This is a genomic window from Acidovorax sp. JG5 (genome assembly GCF_017939685.1).
Classification (GTDB): Bacteria; Pseudomonadota; Gammaproteobacteria; order Burkholderiales; family Burkholderiaceae_C; genus Acidovorax.
Genome location: NZ_JAGKSE010000001.1, coordinates 369,496 through 394,999, shown reverse-complemented (window position 1 = coordinate 394,999; position 25,504 = coordinate 369,496). Strand labels below are relative to the sequence as shown.

Sequence of the window (25,504 nt, the reverse complement as noted above, 5' to 3'; positions counted from 1 at the left end):
AACCGCCAGAGTCGGTAGCCCTTCGGGGACGTCCAAGCCTGCGCAGGCAGGCGTGGAGCTGCGCGCCTTCCCCCTTCTCTCGCATCGCTGCGCGCTACGGGAAGGGGGACGCCGCCCGTGCGGCGGGGCGGCCCTTGCACGGCGGCCCCCGCCTGGGTTGCGCCAGTTTCAGCGGATGCTGGCGGCGCGCAACGCCGTGGAGTATTGACATGAGCTTATTGGCAGAGCGGCTACAGGCCCTGATCCGCCCCGGCGACACCCTGTGGTGGGGCCAGGCCACGGCCGAGCCGCTGACGCTCACGCGGGCGCTGGTGGCGCACCGCCATGCGCTGGCGCAGGGCGGGCGGCTGCGGGTGTTCGTGGGCATTGGCGCATCAGACACGCTGCAGCCCGAGCAGGCCGACGCCATCAATTTTTTTGGCTACGCTGCAGGCGGGCCGCACCGCCGCCTGGCCGAAGCCGGCGTGCTCGACATCCTGCCCAGCCATTACTCGCACCTGGCCGGCCTGATTCGCGCCGGCGTGCTGCCCGTTGACGTGGTGCTGCTGCAGGTCTCGCCGCCCGACGAGGAGGGCCGCTACAGCCTGGGCCTGGCGCAGGAATACCTGCCCGCCGCGCTGGAGCAGGCGCGCGTGGTGATCGGCGAGGTCAACCCCGCCATTCCCTGGACCCATGGCAGCGTGCACCTGCAAGCGGGCGACTTCGCGCTGCTCATCGACGCCGAGCACCCGCCGCTGGAACAAAGCCGCGCCTCCCCCGGCCCGGTAGAGCAGGCCATTGCGCGCCATGTCGCCGGGTTGATCGAGGACGGCGCCACGCTGCAGCTGGGCATTGGCAACCTGCCCGAGGCGGTGCTGGCCGCGCTGCACAAGCACCGCGACCTGGGCCTGCACAGCGGCGCGGTGGGCGACGGCATTGCCGCCCTGGCCGAGGCCGGCGTGCTGACCAACGCGCGCAAAAGCGTGGACACCGGAGTAGGCATTGGCGGCATCCTGATGGGCAGCGAAAAGCTGCGCCGCTGGGCGCACCGCAACCCGCAACTCGAACTGCGCGGCACCGACTACACGCACGACCCCGAGGTGCTGGCCGCCAGCCACAAGCTGGCCGCCATCAACGCGGCCATCGAGGTGGACCTGACCGGCCAGATCAACGCCGAAGTGGCCGCCGGCGTGTACGTGGGTGCCGTGGGCGGCGCGGTGGACTTTTTGCGCGGCGCGGCGCGCAGCCACGGCGGCCTGCCCATCGTGGCGCTGCCCGCCACCGCCAAGGGCAAGACCCGCATCGTGGCCCGGCTGTCGGGCCCGGTGAGCACGCCGCGCAGCGACGCCGGCCTGATCGTCACCGAGCATGGCGTGGCCGACCTGCGCGGCCAGACGCTGTCGCGCCGGGTGCGTCGCCTCATCGACATTGCCGCCCCCGAACACCGCGAGGACCTGGAGCGCCAGGCCCACGAACTGCTGCGCCGCTGCGGCGCGGTTTTTTATCAAAAGTGATAGCTGACAGCGCTTGATATACAAGCGCTAGAACCCGTTTTGTTCAAATTATTTAGGAGACCCACCATGCGCAGAGCCGCCATCGTCACCCCTGTTCGTACCCCCGTCGGCACCTTCGGCGGCAGCCTGCGGCCCGTACCTGTTGAAGAGCTGGCAGCCACCACGGTGCGCGCCGTGGTCGAGCGCAGCGGCATCGACCCCGCGCGCATCGACGACGTGGTCATGGCCCAGTCCTATGCCAACAGCGAAGTGCCTTGCGTGGGCCGCTGGGCCGCGCTGCAGGCAGGGCTGCCGGTGTCGGTGCCGGGCATGCAGCTGGACCGGCGCTGCGGCGGCGGCCTGCAGGCCATCGTCACGGCCGCGATGATGGTGCAAAGCGGCGCCGCCGACGTGGTGATTGCCGGCGGCGTGGAAAGCATGAGCAACATCGAGTACTACAGCACCGACATGCGCTGGGGCGCGCGCTCGGGCAATGTGCGCTTTTTTGACCGCCTGGAGCGCGGCCGCGAGCGCTCGCAGCCGGTGGAACGTTTCGGCAAGATCTCGGGAATGATCGAAACCGCCGAAAACCTGGCGCGCGACTACGGCATCACCCGCGAAGAGGCCGACGCCTACGCCGTGCGCAGCCACCAGCGCACTGCGGCCGCCTGGGCCGCCGGGCGCTTCAATGATGAAATCGTCCCCGTGCAGGTACCCCAGCGCAAGGGCGACCCGGTTGTTTTCAGCAAGGACGAAGGCTTTCGCGCTGATGTCACGGCCGAGAGCCTGGCCAAACTGCGCGTGCTGATGCCCAACGGCACCGTGACGGCCGGCAACGCGAGCCAGCAAAACGACGCCAGCGCCGCCTGCCTGATCGTGGCCGAGGACAAGCTGGCCGAGCTGGGCCTGACGCCCATGGCCACGCTGGTGGGCTGGGCGGCGGCGGGCTGCGAGCCCTCGCACATGGGCATTGGCCCGGTACCGGCCGTCAAGAAGCTGCTGGCGCGACTGAACCTCACGATCGACGACATGGACCTGGTGGAACTCAACGAGGCTTTCGCCTGCCAGGTGTTGTCGGTGCTCAAGGGCTGGGAATGGCAGGACCAGGACGCCATCGCGCACAAGCTCAACGTCAACGGCTCGGGCATCTCGCTGGGCCACCCCATTGGCGCCACCGGCGTGCGCATTCTGGCCACGCTGCTGCACGAGCTGCAGCGCCGCAAGGGGCGCTACGGGCTGGAAACCATGTGCATTGGCGGTGGCCAGGGCATTGCGGCGGTGTTTGAACGGGTGTAGGCCCGCCCGCTGCACGGCCTGCGGGAAAACCCTCTCAAAGCAGGCCTGAACCCCGGCTTCGGCAAAAGCAGATTCACACCGCGCCTGCCGGGACGCACCATCGCGGCCGTTGCTCACGCTCCGCCCATGGGCGCGTGGCCGTCCCGCCGGGGCTTTTTGCGCGCCCATTTTTGCGCGCTCAATGCAGCCCCGCTCACCCCAGACTGACAGGAGACATTCCCATGACCGCATCCCCCCGCCGCCGCGCCCTGGCCGCCCTGGCGTTGGCGCCCTTTGCCCTTGCCATGCCTGCCGCCGCGCAGGAGGGCCAGCCCGTGCGCCTCATCGTGGGCTATGCCGCGGGCGGCCCGGTGGACCAGGGTGCGCGTCTGTTTGGTCAGGCGCTGTCCAAGGAGCTGGGCGTGCCGGTCATGGTGGAAAACAAGACCGGCGCCAACGCCACCATTGCCGGCAGCGAGGTGGTGCGCGCCAAGCCCGACGGCCTGACGCTGTGGTTTGCCGCCAGCCCCACCATCACCATCAGCCCCAACGTGATGACCAAAATGCCGTTCGACCCGGCCAAGGACCTCGCGCCGGTGGCGCCCATCCTGAGCTACTACAACGTGCTGGTGGTCAACAACAACGAGCCCTACAAGAACGTGCGCGAACTGGTGGCCAACGCCAAGGCCAATCCCGGCAAGCTGGCTTATGGCTCGGCCGGTGTGGGCGGCTCCAACCACCTGGGCGCGCTGCTGTTCGCCAAGCGCAGCGGCATCGATCTGAACCACATCCCCTACAAGGGCAACGCCCCGGCGATGACCGACGTGATTGGCGGGCAGCTGAACATGATGCTGGACATCATCAGCACAGCCAGCGCCTACATCCACAGCGGCAAGGTGCGTGCCCTTGCCGTCACTTCGCCGCAGCGCAATGCCTCGCTGCCCGACGTGCCCACCTTCGCCGAGTCGGGCATCGAGGGCCTCAAGGGCTTTGACGTGGGCGGCTGGTACGGCATCTATGGTCCCAAGGGCATGGCGCCCGAACTGGTGGCCAAGCTCAACAAGGCCGTCAATGCGGCCCTGGCCCAGCCGGATCTGAACAAGCGCTACAAGGAACTGGGCTACGACGAATGGACGGGAAGCCCCCAGAAACTGGCCGATCGCGCCACCAAGGAGCGCGCCATGTGGGCCACGGTGACCCAAGGCATCGTGGTGGATTGAGTCCGGCTTCATGACCGAACGCATCCACCACCTGCTCGACCGCTGGCTGGCCGAGGCACCGCAGCGGCCATTCATTCACCTGCCCGATGGCCGCAGCCTGCGCTTTGCCGACCTGGGCGCACTCACCGACACGGCCGAGGCCGAGCTGCGTGCGCTGGACGTGCGCCCCGGCGATCGCGTGCTGGTCGTGGCCGAGAACTGCCCCGAGCACGCCGCGCTGATCCTGGCCTGCAGCCGCGTGGGCGCCTGGTCGTGCGGCGTGAATGCGCGCATGGCGCCCGCCGAGATCGACAGCTTCGTCACCAAGGCCGATGCGCGCATGGTGTTTTTCACGGCCGCGGCGTCCCGCAGCGCCGCCGCGCATGCACAGCGCTTCGCAGCGGTGGACTCGGCCCTGCCCGGCATGCAGCACAGCCCCGTGCGGCCGGATGCGCAGCCCGAGGCGGGCGCGCTGCGCGACGCGGTGGCGGCGCTCATCTTCACCTCCGGCACCACGGGCCTGCCCAAGGGCGTGATGCTCACGCACGACGCGCTGATCCACTTTGCGCGCGTGTCCGGCGCCTCGCGCGCGCTGGGCCCGCAGGACCGCAGCTACGCCTTCGTGCCCATGACCCACATCTTCGGGCTGGGCACGGTGCTGATCAGCTCGCTGCTGGCCGGTGCCCAGCTCGTCATGCGTCCGCAATTCGACCCTGACGACCTGCTCGATGCGCTGGCTCGCCATGGCGTGTCGCAGCTGCAGGGCCCGCCCGCGCTGTTCTCGCGCCTGCTGGCCCATCTGCAGGAGCGCGGCATCCAGCGGCCCGATGCTCCGGCGCTGCGTTATCTCTACACCGGCGCTGGCCCCCTGGATCTGGCGTTGAAACAACGCGTGGAGGCGGCCTTCGGCCAAACGCTGCACCACGGCTACGGCCTGTCGGAATATGCGGGCTCGGTGCACCTGACGCGCCTGGGCGAGCAGCGCCCGGACACCAGCGCCGGCTACGCGGTGGCCGAGGCCGAGGTGCAGGTCACCGACCCCGCCACGGGCCAGCCGCTGCCGCTGGGTGAGCGCGGCGAGCTGTGGATCCGCGGCCGGGGCCTGATGCCCGGCTACTTTCGCGACCCGGCGGCGACAAACGCCGTGATGCGCGCAGGCGGCTGGTACGCCAGCGGCGACCTGGGCGAGATGCATGCCGACGGCGCGCTGTTCGTCGTGGGTCGCCTGAAGGAAATGATCATCCGCTCGGGCTTCAACGTGTATCCGGCCGAGGTGGAGACGGCGCTCAACACCCATCCGAGCGTCCAGCGCTCAGCCGTGGTGGGCCGCACCGTGGACGACGGCAACGAGGAAATCGTGGCCTTTGTCGAACTGCGCCCCGGCGCCGCACTGGATGCGGATGCCGTGCAGGCGCACCTGCGCGACCTGCTGGCGCCTTACAAGCGCCCTTCCCACATCGTTGCCCTGACCGAGTTGCCGACCAACACCAACGGCAAGGTCCTCAAACGCACTTTGAGAGATCAGGCCCTGACCCTGACAACCTGAACTACAGGAGACACACCATGCATTCCTCGACCTCGCGCCGCAGCTTCATTGCAGGCAGCCTGCTCGCCGCCGCCCATCCGCTGGCGGCGTTCGCTTCCGAGTCGTGGCCCAGCCGGCCCGTGCGCTTCATCGTGCCGTTTCCGCCTGGCGGCCCGGTGGATACCACGGCCCGCGTCTTCAGCCACAAGCTGTCCGAGATCTGGAAGACACCCACCGTGATCGACAACCGCGCCGGTGCTGGCGGGGTGGTGGGCGCAACAGCCGCCGCCAAGGAAGCGCCCGATGGCTACGGGCTGTTCGTGGGCGCCATCCACCATTCGGTCAACCCCTCGCTGATGGGCAAGCTGCCCTACGACATCGAAAAGGACTTCGCGCCGATCAGCTTCGCAGCCATGTTTCCGGTGTTCATCGTGGCGCATCCGTCGGTGCCGGCCAACACCATCCAGGAACTGATCGCCCTGGCCAAGAAGGGCACGCCGCTGGCCTATGGATCTTCGGGCAACGGCGGCGGCACGCACCTGGCGGGCGAGCTGTTCAACATGGAGGCTGGCACCAAGCTGCAGCACATTCCGTACAAGGGCAGCGCCCCTGCCATGAACGACCTGCTTGGCGGGCAGGTGCAGCTGATGTTCAGCGACGCGCCCACGGCGCTGCAGCACATCAAGTCCGGCCGCATCAAGGTGCTGGGCGTGGCCAGCCGCCAGCGCTCGGCCATGCTGCCCAACGTGCCCACCGGGGTGGAATCGGGCCTGCCCGGCTACGAGGCGTATTCCTGGGCTGCGCTGTTTGCGCCCGCCAAGACGCCGCAGGCCGTGCTGGACAAGATCAACGCCGACTTCAACACCGCCATGAAAGACCCCGACGTGCGCCGCCGCCTGCTGGAGGCCGGTGCCGAGGCCGACCCCGGCACGCAAGAGCAGATGCGCCAGCGCCTGCGCGGTGAACTGGACAAGTGGGCCAAGGTCATCAAGACGGCGGGGATCACGCCGGGCTGAGACCGCGGCGAAGACGCCCTTTCAGATTGTCGAATTGAAGTGAGGCCGTGACGAGTGCATGCTGTGACTCTTACTGCGAAGCCTTTCAAAAAACCATGCACCTGAGCGCACAAACCCATTACCAGGCCGAGCTAGATGCCGGCCGCTTTTGCCTGCAGCACTGCCCGCAGTGCCAGAACCATGTATTCACGCCGCGTGAGCTGTGCCCGCACTGCGGCGCCAGCCCGCTGCGCTGGGTGCGCGCCAGCGGCCTGGGCACGGTCTATTCCACCAGCACGATTGCGCGCAAGCAGGACGCCGGCGGGAACTACAACGTGGCCTTGATCGACCTCGACGAAGGTGTGCGCATGATGAGCCGCGTGGAGGGCGTGGCGCCCGAGGCGGTACACATCGGCCAGCGCGTGCAGGCCCATGTGGCGCAAAAAGACGGGCGCGGCCTGGTGCTGTTCCAGCCTGCAGCGCAAGGGGGTGCCGCATGAGCCGCGTTCCCCAATCCCATCTGGACGCCGCTGCTGTGAACCGCCCCCTGCGCGGCCGCGTGGCCATCGCCGGCGCTGCCACCTATGGCTGCGGCGAGGCACCCGGCATGGACGACATGACGCTGCTGGTGCGCGCCGCGCACGCGGCCGTGGCCGACGCGGGCCTGACCATGCAGGACATCGACGGCCTGGCCACCTGCAGCGTCAACGCCAGCATGTGGACCATGCCGGTCATCGAGCATCTGGGCATCAACCCGACCTATGTGGACGGCACCATGATCGGCGGCAGCAGCTTCATCGCCCACTTGCTGCCGGCGATCCGTGCGCTGGAGGCCGGCCAGTGCAAGGCCGTGCTGGTGTGTTACGGCAGCGCGCAGCGCTCGGCCACCTTCGGCCGCAAGGAAGGCGTGGCCGCGCGGCGCTTCCTGGACCCACAACCCTACGAGCACCCCTATGAGCCGGTGTTGCCCGTCGCCGCCTACGCGCTGGCCGCTGCGCGCCACATGCATGAATTTGGCACCACACGCACGCAGCTGGCCGAGGTGGCCGTGGCTGCGCGCGCCTGGGCGCAGATGAATCCCGAGGCCTTCATGCGCGATCCGCTCACCATCGAGGACGTGCTCTCGGCCCGGCCCATCGCCAGCCCGCTGTCTGTGCGCGACTGCTGCCTGGTGACGGACGGCGGCGGCGCCATCGTGCTCACCCGTGCCGACCGCGCGCGTGACCTGCCCAGGCCGCCGGTCTACGTGCTGGGCAATGCCACGGCGATCTGGAACCGCCAGATCTCGTGCATGCCCGACCTGACCACAACGGCCGCCGCGCAATCGGGCGCCCAGGCCTTCGCCATGGCGGGGCTGCGCGCGGCCGACATGGACATGGCCCAGGTGTACGACGCCTTCACCATCAACACCATCCTGTTCCTGGAAGACCTGGGCTTTTGCGCCAAGGGCGAAGGCGGCGCCTTCGTGCAGGGTGGCGGCATCGCGCCCGGCGGGCGCCTGGCCGTCAACACCAATGGCGGCGGCCTGTCGTGCGTGCACCCAGGCATGTATGGCATCTTTGCGCTGATCGAAGCCGTGCGCCAGCTGCGCGGCGAGGCCGGCGCACGCCAGCTCAGCCAACACCGCACGGCCGTGGTGCATGGCAACGGCGGCACGCTGTCGAGCCAGTCCACCGCCGTGCTCGGCACGGCCGAAGCCCTTTGAATATTGAAAGAAACCGATCATGATCCGCGACCCAGAAACCCTTGAAGCCCTGCTCGACAGCGTGCGCCGATTCGTGCGCGAGCGCCTGGTACCAGCCGAGAACGAAGTGTCCGAGACCGACGAGATTCCCGAAGCCATCGTGCAGGAGATGCGCAACCTCGGCCTGTTCGGAATGACCATTCCCGAGCAGTTCGGTGGTCTGGAGCTGACCATGGAGGAAGAGTGCCGCGTGCTGCTGGAGCTGTGCCAGACCGCGCCGGCCTTCCGCTCCATCATCGGCACCACGGTGGGCATTGGCTCGCAGGGCATCCTGATGGACGGCACACCCGAGCAGCAGGCCCAGTGGCTGCCCAAGCTGGCCACGGGCGAGGTGATTGCCTCGTTCGCACTGACCGAGCCCGAGGCCGGATCGGACGCGGCATCGCTGCGCACCACGGCCATCCGCGACGGCGACCACTACATCGTCAACGGCACCAAGCGCTACATCACAAACGCTCCGCACGCCGGCATGTTCACGCTGATGGCGCGTACCAATCCCGAGGACAAGGGCGCGGGCGGCGTGTCGTCTTTCATCGTGGACGCCAAGAGCCCTGGCATCAGCTTCGGCAAATACGACAAGAAAATGGGGCAGCGCGGCGCCCATACCTGCGACGTGATCTTCGATAACGTCAAGGTGCCCGCCGCGAACCTGATCGGCCTGAAGGAAGGTCAGGGCTTCAAGACCGCGATGAAGGTGCTGGAAAAAGGCCGCATCCACATTGCCGCGGTGGCCGTGGGCGTGGCCAAGCGCATGCTGCGCGATGCGCTGCAGTATGCGCTGGAGCGCAAGCAGTTCGGCCAGGCGATTTGCGACTTCCAGCTGGTGCAGGCCATGCTGGCCGACAGCCAGGCCGAGCTGTACGCGGCCGAGTGCATGACCATCGACGCCGCGCGTCGCCGCGACGACGGGCACAACGTCTCCACCGAGGCCTCGTGCGCGAAGATGTTCGCCACCGAGATGTGCGGCCGCGTGGCCGACCGGGCGGTGCAGATCCTGGGCGGCGCCGGTTACATGGCCGAGTACGGCATCGAGCGCTTCTACCGCGACGTGCGCCTGTTCCGCCTGTACGAGGGCACGACGCAGATCCAGCAGATCATCATCGCGCGCAACATGGTGCGCGAGGCACGCAACGCATGAGCGGCATGGGCGCAGCGCCAGGCGCGGTGCAAGACCTGGCGCGCGACGAGCCGCACGGCGGTGCATGGCACAACGGTGCGGCGCCGCCCGACCGCAGCGCATTCATGCGCCTGATCGGTGCCGCCCAGGTGCCTGCGCCGCCGGGCAAGGTGCATGTGCGCCTGCCGCACCTGCGCGAAGAGCTGCTCAACCAGCTGCCGGCCGCGCACGGCGGCGTGATCATGACGCTGCTGGATTCGGTGATGTCGCGCGCTGCCGGCCAGCTGCCGGATGCGCCCTCGCAAACCGCTGTGACGGTGGAGATGTCCAGCCGCTTTCATCGCCCGGCACGCGGCGCGCTGCTGGCTGAGGGCTGGGTGGTGCATGCCACGCGCAGCCTGTGCAGCTGTGCGGGCCAGCTGATCGACGAGCAGGGCCAGGTGGTGGCCACGGCCAGTGGCACTTTCAAGTACTGGCTGGCGCCGACAACCTGGAAGTCATTGGAGTAAAAATATAGCAAAAAGTGGCTCTAGCCCTTGTAAAGCAAGCGCCACAAGCTATCAATTAAGAAGCATCACTTCAACTGCAATTGCCCTTGGGCATCGGCCACCAGCAGCTCCACCAGCTCCTGCGCAAAGCTGGGCAGGGCCTCCAGGCTGCGCACGCAGATCTGCATCTCGCGCACCGACCAGGCATCCGACAGCGGGACGATGGCGATGTCCATGGCCTGCGCGTGGCGGCTGGCGGCGGACTCGGGCAGCACCCCAACGCCCACGCCAGACTCGATCATGCGGCAGGCGGTCTCGAAGTTGCCGACCTGGATGCGCAGCTTGATCGGGCGGTGCAGCTGGTCGCTGGCCTGGCGCAAAAAGGCATGGATGGCGCTGGACTCGTGCAGGCCGACATAGTCGAGCTCCAGCGTGTCGGCAAAGTCGATCTGCATCTGGCCGTCGAGCGCGTGGCCGCGCGGCACAACCAGCACCAGGCGGTCACGGTGGTAAGGAAGGGTTTCCAGGTTTTCTGTGCGTACCAGGCCGGCGACGATGCCGATGTCCGTCTGCCCCTCGGTCACGGCGCGCACGATGTCGTGCGAAAGCCGCTCGCGCAGGTCGATGTTCACATCCGGATTGCGACGCAGGTAAAGGCGCAGCACCGGCGGCAGGAACTCGCCCAGCGAGGTGGTGTTGCCAAACACGCGCACATGGCCCTTGATGCCACGCACGTACTCCTGCATGTCGCCGCGCAAGTGTTCGATCTGGCCCAGCACCATGCGCGCATGGGTCACAAAGGCCTGGCCCGGGGGCGTCAGCGTCACGCCCTGGCTGGTGCGGTACAGCAGCTTGGTGCCAATGCTCTCCTCCAGGTTTTTGATGCGCGTGCTCGCGGCAGGCAAGGAAATAAAAGACAACTCCGCTCCGCGCGTCATGCTGTTTGCTTCAGCAATGCGCACCATCAAACGCAGATCCACAAGATCGAAATGCATGGCCATGCACGCATTGTAGGAAAGCCCGCCCCCTCCACGTCGCCCCAGCCATGGCACGCACAAACGCCGTCTTCAAAAATAGCAAAGCCGCCCCAGGCGCAGCCGCCATAGGATGGCGACCTTGCCTGCCAGGTGCAGGCCCATCGATAGGCACCACTGAAAGACGCCATGACCGCCAGCGACCACGTCACCGCCCCTGCCTCCCCCGCCCCGCACGGTGCGGCCCCGCAATGCCCCGGCGCCCTGAGCCACCTGCGCGTACTCGACCTCTCGCGCGTGCTCGCAGGTCCCTGGTGCACCCAGAACCTGGCCGACATGGGCGCCGACGTGATCAAGATCGAAAAACCCGGCGAGGGCGATGACACGCGCCACTGGGGCCCGCCCTTTTTTGCCGATGCAGCCGGCACGCCCACGGACAACGCCTGCTACTTTGCCGCCTGCAACCGCAACAAGCGCTCCGTCACGGTGGACATGGCCACGCCCGAGGGCCAGGAACTCATCCGCGAACTGGCCTGCCAAAGCGATGTGCTGGTGGAAAACTTCAAGACCGGGGGACTGGCGCGCTACGGCCTGGATTACGCGAGCCTGAGCCGTCTCAACCCGCGCCTGATCTACTGCTCGGTCACGGGCTTTGGCCAGACCGGGCCGTACGCGCCGCGCGCCGGCTACGACCTGCTCGTGCAGGCCATGAGCGGACTCATGAGCATCACCGGCCACGCCGACTCCGAGCCCGGCGGCGGCCCTTTGCGCGTGGGCGTGGCAGTCATCGACCTGTTCACCGGCATGTACGCCACCAGCGCCATTCTCAGCGCCGTGGAAGCGCGGCACCACACGGGCCGCGGCCAGCACATCGACATGGCACTGCTGGACGTGGCCATGGCCATCCTGGCCAACCAGGGCGCGGGTTACCTCAACACCGGCAACGTGCCCCAGCGCCAGGGCAACACGCACCCCAGCGTGGTGCCCTACCAGGACTTCCCCACGGCCGACGGCAACATGCTGCTGGCCATCGGCAACGACGGGCAGTTCGCACGCTTTTGCGAAGCCGCTGGCGTGGACTGGGCCCACGATGCGCGCTTTGCCACCAATGCCGGTCGCGTCACGCACCGCACCACCCTCATACCCATGATGGCCGCACTCACGCGCACACGGCCCACGGCCGAATGGATCGGCCTGCTGGAAGACAAGGCCGTGCCCTGCGGCCCCATCAACCATATCGGCCAGGCCTTCGACGACCCCCAGGTGCAGCACCGGGGCCTGCGCGTGGAGCAAGACCGTTACCCGGGCGAGCAGCCGCCAGCGGGCGAACACATCAACCGCGTGGTGACCACCGCCAACCCGATGCGCCTGTCGGACACACCGCCCACGCTGCGCCATGCACCGCCGGCCCTGGGCCAACATACCGAGCAAGTGCTGCGCGAACACCTGGGCGTGGACGCACAGCGCCTGGCCGCCCTGCGCGCCAAGGGCGTGGTGTAGTTGTGTAGGGTTCTGGGATGCCTCAGCCCACAGGGCGCCAGCGCGGAATGCACAGCACGACCGCTGGCCAGATGGGCGCTGGCCGTTTCGGCCCACCAATAAGCTTCCAAATCCATAGCTGCCAGCGCTTGTATTGGTTAGGCCGGCGGCACCGGCCCCACGGGCTCGGGCGGCAGCACGCCGCGCTGGGCCATGCAAAACGGCTGCACGCACGCAGCCCGCGCGGCATACGGGCAGCCCACGGTTTCGCACAGGCCCGATGCGCCATTGCGCGCACGCTCGTCCTCACGCGGCACCTGGCCGCTGGCTTGCAGCACGGCCATTTGGGTCCATGGGTCCAGGCGCCCCGTGGCCTGCTGCAGCATGTCGCGGCCGTACACGGTGGCGGCCAGTTGCGGCTGCAGGTCCAACACCAGCAGCGCGCTGGTGCGCGGCGCGGCGGCATCCATGCCCTGCAGCACCAAAGCCACCACGCCCGACTGCAGCGCCTGCCCGCCCCCGGCGAAAGGCACCTGCAATGCGCCCGCTGCACTGGACTGCACCACCACCGCGCCAGCTGCTGGCGGCGCCTGGGCGGCCAGCCACGGCGCCGGCGCGCGCAAGGTCATCGCCAAGCCGCGCGGCCCCTCGGGCGTCAGCACCACGCCCTGGCGCACCAGCCAGGTCTGCAACGGCGGCTGGTCGGAATCCAGCGCGCCACTCTCCAAAGCCTGGGCCATGCCGATGGGCCACGGTTGCGCGGCTACGACGCGCTGCGGAACGCCTGCTTGCGCCGTCACCTGCGCCACCAGCGCGCTGACCAGGCGTAACAGCTGTGCGCCCAGCCCTGACGCGGGCCAGGCCGTGCCGCCCACGCCAGAAGAAGCCGCTGATGCTGTCGCGCTGCCAGGAGCCGCCGGGGCACCACTGGGCAGCGCCGTTGGCGCAGCGGGCAACGCACCATCACTCCGCGTGCCCTGCAAGCTGCCATTCGCCGAACCACCCCGCGGTTCAAACCCCGCCGCCAGTTGCTCACGCGCCTGGGGCGAGATGCTGGCCTTGTCGGCCGGTGCAGGCAGCGGCCCGGAGGGTGGACTGGGTGATGAAACCGAGGGCGGCGGCGCGCTGGGGTCGGCCCCTGGCAGCGGTGGGGGTGCAGCGACGGGCTTTTGCTTGTCGAGCCCGAGTAACGCCGTCTGCCGCTGCGACGCCGCCTCGGCGAGGAACTGGGCCACGGGAGGCAAGGCGGAGCGAGAGGGGTCGATGGGGAGGGCCATGCGGGATTCTGAAGCGAATCAACCGCAGTGAACAGACCGTTCAGGCCAACATCGCAGGCTCAGTATTCCCCACAACAGGCTGCGACTCCATCACCTTCGCCAACAACGCCCCGCTATACCGCCCAGCCAGCGGTATCCACACGCGCACCGGGCTGCCCTGCGCCACGGCCACGCTCTGGCCTTCCACGTTGCGCATCTCCTGCAGCCGCACAGTGACATTCCCACTCGGGTGCACCACCTCAATCAGGTCGCCCACGGCAAAGTGGTTTTTCGTCTCCACCTGCACCCAGTCGCCCTGCAAACCCACTTCGGCCTGGCCTTCGGCGCCCAGCACCTCGCCCACATACTGGCTGCGCTGCGTGGCCGAGTGGCCGTTGATGTAGTTCTGGTAATCGTTGCTGGGGCGGCGCTCGAGCAGGCCGCCGGTATAGCCGCGGTTAGAGAGGCCCTCCAGCTCAATCAGCAGCTCGGGGTTGAAGGGGCGCCCGGCCACGGCGTCGTCGATGGCGCGGCGGTACACCTGCGCGGTGCGGGCAACGTAGTACAGGCTCTTGGTGCGGCCTTCGATCTTGAGCGAATCGACGCCGATCTGAGCCAGGCGCGCCACATGCTCCACCGCACGCAGGTCCTTGCTGTTCATGATGTACGTGCCGTGCTCGTCTTCCATGATGGGCATCATCTGCCCAGGGCGGCCCGCTTCTTCGATCAGGTAGACCTTGTCGGCCTTGGGGTGGCGCTCGCCGCTGCCGGTGGTCGATGCAAAGGCTTGTTCAGCCTTTTGCTGCGCGGCCTCGAAGTTGAAGTCGCCTTCCATCTTTTGCGCAATGGCTTCGCCCGTGGTGGGGTCGATGTCGGCGTCGTGCGTGGCGTAGTTCCAGCGGCAGGCGTTGGTGCAGGTGCCCTGGTTGGGGTCGCGGTGGTTGAAGTAGCCGCTGAGCAGGCAGCGGCCCGAGTACGCGATGCACAGCGCGCCGTGCACGAACACTTCCAGCTCCATGTCGGGGCATTCCTGGCGGATTTTCTCGATCTCGTCCAGGCTGAGTTCGCGCGAGAGGATGACGCGCTCCACGCCCATCTTTTGCCAGAACTTCACGGCCGCCCAGTTGGTGGTGTTGGCCTGCACCGAGAGGTGCACCACCTGCTCGGGCCACTTTTCCTTGACCATCATGATCAGGCCCGCGTCGGCCATGATGAGGGCGTCGGGTTGGCAGTCGATCACGGGCTCGATGTCGCGCAGGTAGGTGCGGATCTTGTCGTTGTGCGCGATCAGGTTGCTGGTGACAAAGAACTTCTTGCCGCGCGCGTGGGCCTCGTCAATGCCTTGCTTGATCTGCTCCAAGCGGAACTCGTTGTTGCGCGCGCGCAAGGAATAGCGCGGCTGGCCTGCGTACACCGCGTCGGCGCCAAAGTCGTAGGCGGCGCGCATCTTGTCGAGCGAGCCAGCGGGCAGGAGGAGTTCGGGGGCTTTGAGCGTGGTCATGGGGTGGCCCAATCTAAAAATCGTCGGGGTCAGGTTCAACGGGGCATGGCGGGCATCAGCGGCAAGCCCGCCAGCATGCCCACGGCCTGCGCAGGGAACTCTTCGGCGTCAAACGCCTTGTCGCCATCGGCGTCCTGCACGCCGTTGGGCACCAGGCCCTTGAAGTCGAACTGGCGCGGGTCCATGAAGTGCGAGGGCACCAGGTTGCGCAGCGCCACGGCCATGTTCTCGATGCGGCCGGGGTAGAGTTGCTGCCAGTTGCGCAGCATCTGGCCGATCTGCTTGCGCTGCAGGTTCTCCTGGCTGCCGCACAGCGTGCAGGGGATGATGGGGAAGTTGCGGTGCTCGGCCCAGCGGGTCAGGTCGTCTTCGGCCACATAGGCCAGGGGGCGGATGATGAGGTGGTCGCCCCGGTCGCTTTGCACCTTGGGCGGCATGCCCTTGAGCTTGCCGCCAAAGAACATGTTCAGAAAGAAGGTTTGCAGCATGTCGTCGCGGTGGTGGCCGAGCGCTATTTTTGTGCAGCCCAGTTCGTCGGCCACGCGGTAGAGGATGCCCCGGCGCAGGCGGCTGCACAGGCTGCACATGGTTTTGCCCTCGGGGATGTGCTCTTTGACGACGCTGTAGGTGTCCTGCGTTTCGATGTGAAAGGGCACGCCCACCTTCGTCAGATATTCGGGCAGCACATGGGCCGGAAAGCCGGGCTGCTTCTGGTCGAGGTTGACGGCGATCAGCTCAAAACGGTTGCCGTTGCGCTGCTGCAGCATGCGCAGCACGTCGAGCATGGCGTAGCTGTCCTTGCCGCCCGACACGCACACCATCACCTTGTCGCCGTCTTCGATGAGGCCGAAGTCGCCAATGGCCTGGGCCACCTGGCGCACCAGGCGCTTTTCGAGCTTGAGCGCGGCGTGGGCGGCCGCCTTGGCGGCCACTGTGACGGCTTCGCCGCCTTCAACGGAGGATTGAGCGGGCGGGGTGGCGGTATCAAGCATGGGGTGAGCGGACCAGGGGGCGGAAACGGGAGGGCGCGATGATCGGGGATTGCAAGGTTGCCGCACCAGGCGCTGCCCCGCAATGGGCTGCCGCACTGCGCCGGCACGGCATTCACTACGTTTTTTATAGGTACTGGCGCTTATTGGATAAGCACCGGCGGCTCATTTGACTCAAATTTCAGGCTTCGGCGGGGTAGAACATCTTGCGCGTGGGCACGTTCTCTACCGCCTTCGCAATCGCCCCAATATGGTCCGGCGTGGTGCCGCAGCAGCCGCCCAGAATGTTCACCAGCCCCTCGGCGGCGAACTCGTGCACCAGGCGGCTGGTGATTTCGGGCGTTTCGTCAAAACCGGTGTCGCTCATGGGGTTGGGCAGGCCGGCGTTGGGGTAGCAGCTGATGAAGGTGTCTTCGGCCACCCGGTTCAGCTCCTGGATGTAGGGGCGCATCAGCGTGGCGCCCAGCGCGCAGTTCAGGCCAATAGCCAAGGGACGCGCATGGCGCACGCTGTGCCAGAAGGCGGTGACGGTCTGGCCCGACAGGATGCGGCCCGAGGCGTCGGTGACGGTGCCGCTGATGATGAGCGGCAGACGCTCGCCGCTCTTTTCAAAGAACTCGTCGATGGCGAACAGCGCGGCCTTGGCGTTGAGCGTGTCGAAGATCGTCTCGACCAGCAACACATCGGCGCCACCCTCGACCAGCGCCTCGACCTGCTCGTAATAGGCCGCACGCAGCTGCTCGAAGTCGACATTGCGCGCTCCGGGATCGTTCACGTCGGGGCTGATGCTGGCCGTCTTGGGCGTGGGGCCCAGGGCGCCGGCCACAAAGCGCGGCTTGTCGGGCGTGCTGTATTTGTCGCAGGCGGCACGCGCCAGCTGGGCCGATTTGAGGTTCATCTCGCGCGCCAGGTGGGCCATCTTGTAGTCCTCCTGCGCGACGGTGGTGGCGCCGAAGGTGTTGGTCTCGATCAGGTCAGCGCCCGCAGCCAGATAGCGCTCATGGATGTCGCGGATCACGTCGGGCCGCGTGATGCTGAGCAACTCGTTGTTGCCCTTCACGTCGCGCGGAAAGTCCTTGAAGCGGTCGCCCGCGCCGTCTGGCCCGGTGTAGCCCTCGCCCCGGTACTGGGCCTCGCCCAGCTTGAAGCGCTGGATCATGGTGCCCATGGCGCCGTCGAGGATGACGATGCGTTGGGCGAGGATGGCGGGCAGTTGCGCGGCGCGGGTGTAGTGGAGGGCTTGCATGGGCTCTATTGTAGAAAGCCAGCCCCTCGCCCTCTTGCAGCGCACAATATGCGCCTGCCGCGCGCGGGGCCAAGCCCTGGCGCACCAAAAAATACCGGTCTTATCGGCACCAAGCGCTTGATTTGCATGCGCTGGCAGCTATCAATTTCAGAGTATCCGCTTGTCCTCTCGCCTGTCTTCCGCGCTATCCCCTGCCCATTCTGTTTTGCAGGACGTTTTTGGCTACGAGCAGTTTCGCGGCCCCCAGCAGGACATCGTCGAGCATGTGATCGCCGGCAGCGATGCGCTGGTGCTCATGCCCACGGGCGGCGGCAAGAGCCTCTGCTACCAGGTGCCGGCCATCGTGCGCCAGCAGCAGGGGCGAGGTGTGACCATCGTGATCTCGCCGCTCATCGCGCTGATGCACGACCAGGTGGGCGCGCTGCACGAGGCGGGGGTGGATGCCGCCTTTTTGAACTCCACGCTGAGCTATGACGAGGCGCAGGATGTGGAACTGCGCCTGCAGACGGGCGACATCACGCTGCTGTATGCCGCGCCGGAGCGGCTGAACACGCCGCGCTTTTTGGGTCTGCTCGACAGCCTGTATCAGGGCGGACACCTGAGCCTCTTCGCCATCGACGAAGCGCACTGCGTGAGCCAGTGGGGCCACGACTTCCGCCCCGAATACCGCGCGCTCACGGTGCTGCACGAGCGTTATGCGGGTGTGCCGCGCATTGCGCTCACCGCCACGGCCGACGACCTCACGCGCGCCGACATCATCGAGCGGCTGCAGCTCGAAGACGCGCGGCTGTTCATCAGCAGCTTCGACCGGCCCAACATCCGCTACCGCATCGAGGAGAAGAAAGACGTCACCACCCAGCTGCTGCGCTTCATCGAGCGCGAACATGCGGGCGAGGCGGGCGTGGTGTATTGCCAGTCGCGCAAGCGTGTGGAAGAACTGGCCGCTACGCTGAGCGATGCCGGCATCAGCGCCCTGCCTTACCACGCGGGCCTCGATACCAAGGTGCGCCAGAAGAACCAGGACCGCTTCCTGCGCGAAGAGGGCATCGTGATGGTGGCGACCATCGCGTTCGGCATGGGCATCGACAAACCCGATGTGCGCTTTGTGGCCCATGTGGACATGCCCAAGAACATCGAGGGCTACTACCAGGAGACCGGCCGCGCGGGCCGCGACGGCCTGAACGCCGACGCCTGGATGGCCTATGGCCTGCAGGATGTGGTCAACCAGCGCCGCATGATCGACGAAAGCCCCGCAGGCGAAGAGTTCAAGCAGGCGCTGCGCGGCAAGCTCGATGCGCTGCTGGCCCTGGCCGAAGCCACCGACTGCCGCCGCGTGCGGCTGCTGGCCTATTTTGGGGAGCAATCCACGCCCTGTGGCAATTGCGATAACTGCCTGAACCCGCCTGCTGTGTGGGATGCCACCGACGCGGCGCGCAAGCTGCTGTCCACCATCTACCGCGTGCAGCAGGCCAGCGGCATCAACTTTGGCACCGGGCACATCATGGATGTGCTGCGCGGCAAGAAGACCGAGAAGGTCGCGCAGTTCGGGCACGAAAAAATATCGACCTTCGGCATTGGCGCGGACCTGACCGAGCCCCAGCTGCGCGGCGTGCTGCGCCAGCTGATCGCCACCGGTGCCGTGGGCCTGCAAAAGGTGCTGCTGGACAGCGGCCACAGCTTTGACACCCTGTGCCTCACCGAGGGCTCGCGCGCGGTGCTGCGTGGCGAGGTGCCGGTGCAGCTGCGCGAATCGGTGTCGTCCGCCCCAGCCAAACGCACGCGCACCCGCAAGGACACCGGCAGCGCCCCGCCAGCCGCCGCCGCCAACCTGGGGCCGGATGCGCAGGTGCGCTTCATCAACCTCAAGGCCTGGCGCGCCGAGGTGGCGCGCGAGCACAACCTGCCGGCCTATGTGATCTTTCACGACGCCACGCTGGCAGCGATTGCGGAGCGCAACCCGAGCACGCTGGAAGACCTGCAGGGCATCAGCGGGATGGGGACGAAGAAGCTGGAGGCGTACGGGGCCGAGGTGCTGCGGGTGTGCAGACAGTGAAGGCACGGAGTGCGCGTCACGATCCGCGATGTGCACTCAGCGCCCTGTGCCGCCGTTTTCAGGCAAACGTCAATACGCTTCCGCAGCGATGGCCTCTTTGATCCCCTCCTCGCGCAGCGGGAAGTCAGCGCCAGGCAGGTGCAAGGCAGCCTGGGCCGGAACCGGGGTGGCGCAATCCTTGTGGATGACGCCGTCCTTCATCACCAGGTTAATTTTGGCCGGGTCGAGCAGAAGCGCCAGGTTCTTTAGGGGGTCACCGTCCACTAAGACGATGTCGGCCAGGAAGCCCGCCTTGAGCTGCCCAAGTTCATCGGGCTTTTGCATGATCTGCCCGCCCAGGCTGGTCGCGGCGCGCAGCGCCTCGGTCGGCGTCATGCCGATGTAGTCCACAAAATACTGAAGGTCGTTGGCGTTAGTGCCGTGCGGCATCCACGCAAAGCCATAGTCGCCGCCCGGCAGTATGCGGATGCCGCGCTTGTGCATCTTGCGCAGCGACTCGGCCGCGACCTCCAGCTCTCGCTTGTAGCCCATCGTCTCAGCCACCGACTCGGTGATGCCGTACTCGGCGGCGTTGTAGTTGGTGCGAATCAGCCAGCCGATGCCGGGCGCCACAAAATGCCTGTCTTTGGCGGCTTCGAGCATGTCGAGTGCCTCCTCGTCGGCAAAGCTGGCGTGGTAGATCATCTCGATGCCGTGGCGCACGCATTGCTTGACCGATTCGCTGGAGCGGGCATGCGCGGCAATGCGCTTGCCGTAGCGCTTGGCCTCCTGCGCCAGCATAGCCACCTCTTCCTCGGCAAACGGCGACATCTCGGCGGGCAGTCCGGCGATGTACTCGCCCGACAGGTTGATCTTGAGGTGATCGACGCCGTATTTGATGAAGGTTCGGGCCGAGCGCCGGATTTCCTCCGGACCGCTGCAAACGCTTCCGAAGCTGAGCTCCTCAAAGGGCATGTGCGGCAAGGTGTTGTCTCCCAGCGCGCCGATGGTGGTGATTTCCTGGCTGCCCGCCAGATAGCGCGGGCCGGGGAACTCGCCCGCATTAATGGCATTGCGCAGCACCACATCTAGGCGCGGCTTGGCGGCCGCCGCGCCAATCGCCGAGGTCCAGCCCATGTCGAGGTAGCGCCTGGCCACGCGGATGCACCACAGCATGTGCTCCTCGGGGGGCATGAACTGGATGGCGGCCAGCGATGGCTGATCGTTCCAGGAGAAATGCGTGTGCGCCTCGGTCATGCCAGGCATCAGAAAGCGCCCCTTGCCGTCGATCACGCGGGCGCCTTCGGTATTGACGCGTTCTGGCGAGCGGGCCACCTCGATAATGCGCTGGCCCTCCACCAAGACTTCGCCCGTGAAGGTGGCAGCCCCGGTGCCGTCGAAGATAGTGACGTTGGTGAATGCTGTGCGGTTCATGTTTGTCTCCTCCGGTCCTGTGGTGGCCGGTAATGGGTTGATGAAGGGTGAAACTCAGCGGATCGATGCGTAGAACTGTTCGAGTTCCTGCACGCAGCGTTGCGGCTGCTCGTAGGTGGCCCAGTGGCCGCAGCCTTCCAAAACAACCTGGCGACAGCCCGCGATGCGTGCGGCCATGGCCGCCACGGTCGCCGGCAGGGCCACGCCGTCTTGGTCGCCTGTCAAAAGCAACACAGGGACAGCAATGCGCTCAATCTCGGCCGCCTGGGCACCCGCGAGCGCTTCGCAGCTTTGCGCATAACCTTCCGGTGACTGGCGCATCACGCTTTCGCGCACCAGCGCCAACACGGCCGGTTGCAACTCCTTGGTTTCCCGGCTCGTCGCACCCTTGACGATGGCGTCGGCGATCTCCTGCAGGCTGGCCACACCACCCCGCGCCAGTTCTGCACGGGCAAGGACGCCGGGACGGCCGGCCTCGGGCGGCGCGACCAGAGGACCGAACAGTGCCAGCGACCTGACCTTGCCGGGATTGCGCACCGCCAGGTGCTGCGCCACGATAGTTCCCATGGAATGGGCCACGACATGCACCGACTAAACGCCCAGGCTGGCCAGCAAGGCTTCGAGCGAATCTACATACCGCTCGATGGAAAGCGGCTGCGATGGCAGGCTGGAACGGGCGCTGCCCGGCAAGTCAGGCCGAATCACCTTGAAGCCGGTGAGTGCGGGCAGCAGCGGCGTCCAGGTGTTCGACGAGCCGCCCAGGCCGTGAATGCACAGCAGGGCTTCGCCCTCGCCTTCGATCTCGACCGCCAGGCCGTTCAGTAGTTGGGTCGTCATTTTCAAACCCTCAGACGAAACGGTTTTCAATCGCGCCGAGGCCATCGATCTCGATGCGCACCACGTCGCCGGCCGCCAGATAGCGGGGCGGCTTCATGCCCATGCCCACGCCGGCGGGCGTGCCCGTGGCAATAACGTCGCCCGGATACAGCGTGATGCCCCGCGAGATGGTTTCGATCAGCGTCGGGATGTCGAAAATCATGTTGTCCGTCGGGCCGTCCTGGCGCAACTCGCCATTGACCCAGCAGCGCACGGTCGTCTTCGTGCCGTCAAACTCGTCGGCAGTCACGATCCACGGCCCCATCGGGCAGAAGGTGTCGAAGGACTTTCCCATGTCCCATTGCCCGTGGCGCATCTGCACGTCGCGCGCCGTCACATCGTTGATGACCGTGTAGCCAAATACATGGTCAAGCGCAGCTGCGCGCGTGATGTTCTTGCCGCCCTTGCTGATGACCACGGCCAGCTCGGCCTCGTAGTCAATCTGCGTGGAAATCTCGCTCGGCACCGACACGTCGTCGTGCGGGCCAACCACGCACTCGGGCACCTTTGTAAAAACGATGGGCCATTCGTCAGTTTTTGCGTTGTTGTCCTTGAAAACCGATGCCGACAGCTCCTTGGCGTGGGCGTGGTAGTTGCGACCGACACACCAGATGTTGCGCCGAGGCTTGGGCAGCGGCGCTTCCAGTTCGACGTCGGCAAGTTTGACTGGCTCGCCCAGTGAAGCTGGCATCTTGCCGCCTTGGGCCAGCGTCTCAATGATGCTCAGGGCACCTTTTTCGCTCTGATCTGCTGTCAGATCGAGTCGGGTGACGTGCAAGCCGTCGGCGGACACGAGGCCCACCTGGCGCTGGCCAGCGTGGAGATATGTTGCGATTCGCATGAAGGGGCTCCGGTAAGTTGCAATCTGCTCTTGTCTCGCGGTGCAAAAGCGTCGCGCTGCGCAGTGGAATTGACTGTATGCACGCTGCCCCGCTAGCGCTTATCGGTTCATCGGGCGGCGTATCAAACAGTCTGGCGATGAACTAGGGACTTTCCCGGACCGAGGTATTTCCAAGCCCTGACGACAGCAACAATTGCCCTCGTTCGACAGTCAGGAGTTCACAACATGGCAGAGGCCTACGCACTGCATGAAGGCGCCTTCGGTACCGCCATCGTTCTGGAAGTGCGCGCCAATCTGGTCGCGCATGCACACTCTGAAACGCAGATGGCGTTCTGGCTGGGTGGTGCGCGCGCCAACGCCCGCGTGGGAGCGCAAGTGGTGGAATACAGCGAGAACGTGGCGCTGGGGGTGAACACGTTTGAATCGCACGACATGACGGTGCTGGACGACAGCGGCTCGTGCCTTTTCCTGGCCTTCATGCTCTCGAGGCAATGGCTGGAGGACCGTGAACAAGCCCGAGGTCGGACCTTGCGGTTTCCTTCGCCCCGCATCCCCATCGATGCGGCGCTGCGCCAGTCGTGCTGGCGCATCCTCGATCTCATCCTGTCAGCACACGAAGCGCAGACGGCCATTGATGACGAAGTTGAGCGGCTGCTGGAGGCCGCCATTGATGCGTCCAGCGGGCAATCCACCAACGCACGGGCCAGTGTGGGCCTGTCGCTGGACCATCGCGTGCGCAACGCGATCGCGTACATGCGTGCTCATGTCGCCGAAAAAATCGCGGTGGACGACATCGCGGCCAAGGTCGGCTTGTCGCGCGCCCATTTTTTCACCCTGTTTCGCGATCAGCTGAACACTACCCCGCAAGTGTTCTGGAGCGCAGTCAGGGTTGAAGAAGCCATGCGACAGGTCGCCGAGGGACGCGCGTTGACCGAAGTTGCCCTGGACCTGGGGTTTTCAGCGCCAGGTAATTTTTCGAGATTTTTCAAGGAACATACCGGCGTTTCTCCCTCCGTCTTCCGGCGGGCTGCGCGCGAGCCGCTACCGACCACGGTGACGGGCGTGCGGCGTTGAGTCCGCATCGTCCGCGCGGAGGCGCGCTGGAGACTTCAAAGTGCTTTGATCTTCTCGCGTTCACTCCTTCTCATACCAAACTGCCGCCGCCATTCACGTGCAGCACTTCCCCTGTGAGGTAAGGGTTGGTCAACGCGAACAACGCCGCATCCGCTATATCATCCGGCGCCCCGACCCGACCTGCCGGCAGCTTGGTCGCCAAATCGGCGAAGAACGCCTTGCGGCTGGCTTCATCCATGAAGGCCCACCCTTCGGTTTCCACCACGCCCGGCGATATGCCATTGACGCGCACCGGCGCAAGTTCGACAGCAAGCGCGCGAACCAGGCCTTCGACGCCGGCATTCAGTGCGGACACCATGGCGGTGCCAGCCCCAGGTCGATCCGCCGCCAGGCCAGAAAACAGCAGGATCGAGCCGCCTGGCTGCAGGTTCGACAAGCCGAACTGCACCAAGTGGATCGGCCCCCAGAACTTGCCAGACAGCATGCGGTCGATGGCATCGCGCGGCATGGTGGCCAGGGGGCCATAGGTCAGGTCGGCAGCGGTGGAGACAAAGTAGTCGTAAAGGCCCACTTGCTTGAAACCCGCTTCGGCGGAAGCGGCATCGCCCATGTCCATCTGGACGAAATTCACCTGACCGGCGAGGCGCTTGCCGGCCTTCGCGAGCTTTTCTTGCGACCGGCCCAGCACGGTGACCCGGGCGCCCCGCGCCAACGCGAGGTGGGCAATCGCAAAGCCAATGCCGGAACTGCCGCCAGCGATAACAATGTGTTTATCTTGGATGTTCATTTTTCATACTCCTGGTTTGCTAAAAACGGGCTGGGCTGCATTCAGTGACGCGGGTTTGACGCCGAGCCGGAATGCCAGAACGGCAGCGAAAATAAGGGGTGCGAAGCCAACGGCCATAGGCATCAGCGCACCATGATGGCTGGCCCAGCCGCCCAGGAGTGAACCGCCCGCGATACCCAGGTTGAAGGCGGCGATGTTCATGCCCGAAGCCAATTCGGGGCTCCCCCGCGGGTTGTGTTGGGCGGCCACCAGCACGGTCTTTTGCAGTACTGGAACAGCTCCGAAAGACGCGAGGCCCCAGATGACCATCACCACAGCCATGGCCGCGGCCGAGGTCGCGCCAGCATAGGCGCCAGCCAGTGCGACGAATATGCCGATGACCACACTCAAGGACGCAGCCCGGCTGCCCACCCGGTCCACGAATCGCCCCCCGAACGCATTGCCCGCGGCAGCACTGACGCCATACAGGAAAAACATGCCAGTCACCCCGCCGGAACCAAGTCCTGTCGCCTTTTCCAGCAGGACGGAGATGTAGGTGAATCCCGTAAAGGAGCCACAGTAGACCAGGGCAGTCAGAGAGACGGGATGCAAAGTGCCGCGATCTCCCAGCGTGGCCCCTACCGAGGCGGTCGTAGACGCAGGATCGTGCCCCGATTGGACGACCGGCGTGAACCGCAACAATGCCGCTGCGCTCAATGCACCGATCACGGCGATGCCGATGAACACGTCTTGCCAACGGAAGTAGCCGCCTGCTAGCGTGCCCAAGGGAACGCCCAATATCAGCGCCAGGGTAAGGCCGCCAAACACCATCGCAATGGCGTTGCCACTGCGCTCGGGCCCTGCGGTGACAGCCGCGGTGGATGCAGCCAGCGCAATCACAACACCATGCATCAGACCCGCCAAAAACCGGCTGCCCCACAGCAGCGGCAATGACGACGTGAGCGCTGTGGTTGCGTTGCCTGCAGCAAATAGCAGCATGCTGATGGCCAGCACCCTGGGACGCGGTGCACGGGCCAAGAGAGCGCTCAACGTGGGTGCGCCGATGCTCACACCGATGGCGTAGATACCGATCATCATGCCGACCGATCCGACAGAGATACCCGTGCTGGCCGTGATGGATGGCACGAGGCTGACGGCAACGAATTCGGCAAAACCCAAGGCGAAGGTGCACGCACTGAGTGCGAGTAATGCAGGGGACAT

21 protein-coding genes and 1 pseudogene are annotated in these 25,504 nt (G+C 66.3%); 12 read left to right on the top strand and 10 right to left on the bottom strand.

The features are described 5' to 3' along the window. Positions 1–209 precede the first annotated feature (209 nt). From J8G26_RS01770 to J8G26_RS01730, 9 genes are all read left to right on the top strand, one after another. Positions 210–1,493: an acetyl-CoA hydrolase/transferase family protein gene (locus tag J8G26_RS01770; RefSeq protein WP_210567702.1), complete on the top strand. Its 1,284-nt coding sequence runs from the start codon at positions 210–212 to the stop codon at positions 1,491–1,493. A gap of 66 nt (positions 1,494–1,559) precedes the next feature. Next, entirely contained in the window at positions 1,560–2,768 is a 1,209-nt protein-coding gene (locus J8G26_RS01765) for an acetyl-CoA C-acetyltransferase (RefSeq protein ID WP_210567701.1), read from the top strand. A gap of 221 nt (positions 2,769–2,989) precedes the next feature. Beyond that, positions 2,990–3,967: a tripartite tricarboxylate transporter substrate binding protein gene (locus tag J8G26_RS01760; RefSeq protein WP_210567700.1), complete on the top strand. Its 978-nt coding sequence runs from the start codon at positions 2,990–2,992 to the stop codon at positions 3,965–3,967. Positions 3,968–3,977: 10 nt separating this feature from the next. Next, entirely contained in the window at positions 3,978–5,492 is a 1,515-nt protein-coding gene (locus J8G26_RS01755) for a class I adenylate-forming enzyme family protein (protein ID WP_210567699.1), read from the top strand. 17 nt (positions 5,493–5,509) lie between these two features. Next, positions 5,510–6,487, top strand: coding sequence for a tripartite tricarboxylate transporter substrate binding protein (locus J8G26_RS01750; protein ID WP_087742955.1), 978 nt, complete (start codon positions 5,510–5,512; stop codon positions 6,485–6,487). Positions 6,488–6,582: 95 nt separating this feature from the next. Then, complete coding sequence (locus J8G26_RS01745; RefSeq protein WP_087742954.1) at positions 6,583–6,966, top strand: OB-fold domain-containing protein; 384 nt, start codon at positions 6,583–6,585, stop codon at positions 6,964–6,966. Further along, positions 6,963–8,171 (top strand): thiolase, encoded by a 1,209-nt coding sequence (locus J8G26_RS01740; RefSeq protein ID WP_087742953.1) that lies wholly within the window; start codon positions 6,963–6,965, stop codon positions 8,169–8,171. Before J8G26_RS01745 ends, J8G26_RS01740 begins: the two co-directional genes overlap by 4 nt. Positions 8,172–8,190: 19 nt before the next feature. Beyond that, positions 8,191–9,348, top strand: a complete 1,158-nt coding sequence (locus tag J8G26_RS01735; RefSeq protein WP_210567698.1) for an acyl-CoA dehydrogenase family protein — start codon at positions 8,191–8,193, stop codon at positions 9,346–9,348. Between the two features lie 104 nt (positions 9,349–9,452). Further along, positions 9,453–9,836, top strand: a complete 384-nt coding sequence (locus J8G26_RS01730; RefSeq protein WP_232476619.1) for a PaaI family thioesterase — start codon at positions 9,453–9,455, stop codon at positions 9,834–9,836. A gap of 65 nt (positions 9,837–9,901) precedes the next feature. Here J8G26_RS01730 and J8G26_RS01725 read toward each other — a convergent pair whose 3' ends face one another. Next, positions 9,902–10,816, bottom strand: coding sequence for a LysR family transcriptional regulator (locus J8G26_RS01725; protein ID WP_087742951.1), 915 nt, complete (start codon positions 10,814–10,816; stop codon positions 9,902–9,904). A 162-nt stretch (positions 10,817–10,978) separates the two neighbouring features. Between J8G26_RS01725 and J8G26_RS01720 the strand changes: the two genes are divergently transcribed. Further along, positions 10,979–12,289, top strand: a complete 1,311-nt coding sequence (locus J8G26_RS01720) for a CaiB/BaiF CoA-transferase family protein (RefSeq protein WP_210567697.1) — start codon at positions 10,979–10,981, stop codon at positions 12,287–12,289. A 137-nt stretch (positions 12,290–12,426) separates the two neighbouring features. Here J8G26_RS01720 and J8G26_RS01715 read toward each other — a convergent pair whose 3' ends face one another. The 4 genes from J8G26_RS01715 to J8G26_RS01700 all read right to left on the bottom strand — a co-directional run bounded on the left by J8G26_RS01715 (position 12,427) and on the right by J8G26_RS01700 (position 17,260). Continuing rightward, complete coding sequence (locus J8G26_RS01715; protein ID WP_210567696.1) at positions 12,427–13,545, bottom strand: hypothetical protein; 1,119 nt, start codon at positions 13,543–13,545, stop codon at positions 12,427–12,429. Between the two features lie 40 nt (positions 13,546–13,585). After that, positions 13,586–15,025 (bottom strand): tRNA 5-hydroxyuridine modification protein YegQ, encoded by a 1,440-nt coding sequence (yegQ, locus tag J8G26_RS01710; RefSeq protein WP_210567695.1) that lies wholly within the window; start codon positions 15,023–15,025, stop codon positions 13,586–13,588. Between the two features lie 35 nt (positions 15,026–15,060). Next, positions 15,061–16,017 (bottom strand): tRNA 2-thiocytidine(32) synthetase TtcA, encoded by a 957-nt coding sequence (gene ttcA, locus J8G26_RS01705; protein WP_210567694.1) that lies wholly within the window; start codon positions 16,015–16,017, stop codon positions 15,061–15,063. 178 nt (positions 16,018–16,195) lie between these two features. Further along, positions 16,196–17,260, bottom strand: coding sequence for a homocysteine S-methyltransferase family protein (locus J8G26_RS01700; RefSeq protein WP_210567693.1), 1,065 nt, complete (start codon positions 17,258–17,260; stop codon positions 16,196–16,198). Between the two features lie 160 nt (positions 17,261–17,420). Between J8G26_RS01700 and recQ the strand changes: the two genes are divergently transcribed. Next, entirely contained in the window at positions 17,421–19,313 is a 1,893-nt protein-coding gene (gene recQ, locus J8G26_RS01695) for a DNA helicase RecQ (protein ID WP_246881186.1), read from the top strand. 69 nt (positions 19,314–19,382) lie between these two features. On the opposite strand, the gene J8G26_RS01690 is transcribed toward recQ, so the two are convergent. The 3 genes and pseudogenes from J8G26_RS01690 to J8G26_RS01680 form a co-directional block, all read right to left on the bottom strand. Next, a complete protein-coding gene (locus tag J8G26_RS01690) occupies positions 19,383–20,726 on the bottom strand; it encodes an amidohydrolase family protein (protein ID WP_087742944.1) in 1,344 nt (447 codons plus the stop codon). Positions 20,727–20,780: 54 nt separating this feature from the next. Then, positions 20,781–21,563 (bottom strand): annotated as a pseudogene (locus J8G26_RS01685) (alpha/beta fold hydrolase). A gap of 10 nt (positions 21,564–21,573) precedes the next feature. Beyond that, a complete protein-coding gene (locus J8G26_RS01680) occupies positions 21,574–22,443 on the bottom strand; it encodes a fumarylacetoacetate hydrolase family protein (RefSeq protein ID WP_087742942.1) in 870 nt (289 codons plus the stop codon). A 225-nt stretch (positions 22,444–22,668) separates the two neighbouring features. On the opposite strand from J8G26_RS01680, the gene J8G26_RS01675 reads away from it, so the two are divergent. Then, on the top strand, positions 22,669–23,517 hold the full coding sequence (locus tag J8G26_RS01675) for an AraC family transcriptional regulator (RefSeq protein ID WP_087742941.1): 849 nt from the start codon (positions 22,669–22,671) through the stop codon (positions 23,515–23,517). A 70-nt stretch (positions 23,518–23,587) separates the two neighbouring features. On the opposite strand, the gene J8G26_RS01670 is transcribed toward J8G26_RS01675, so the two are convergent. Then, positions 23,588–24,304, bottom strand: a complete 717-nt coding sequence (locus J8G26_RS01670; protein WP_087742940.1) for an SDR family oxidoreductase — start codon at positions 24,302–24,304, stop codon at positions 23,588–23,590. 3 nt (positions 24,305–24,307) lie between these two features. Beyond that, positions 24,308–25,504: an MFS transporter gene (locus J8G26_RS01665; protein WP_087742939.1), complete on the bottom strand. Its 1,197-nt coding sequence runs from the start codon at positions 25,502–25,504 to the stop codon at positions 24,308–24,310.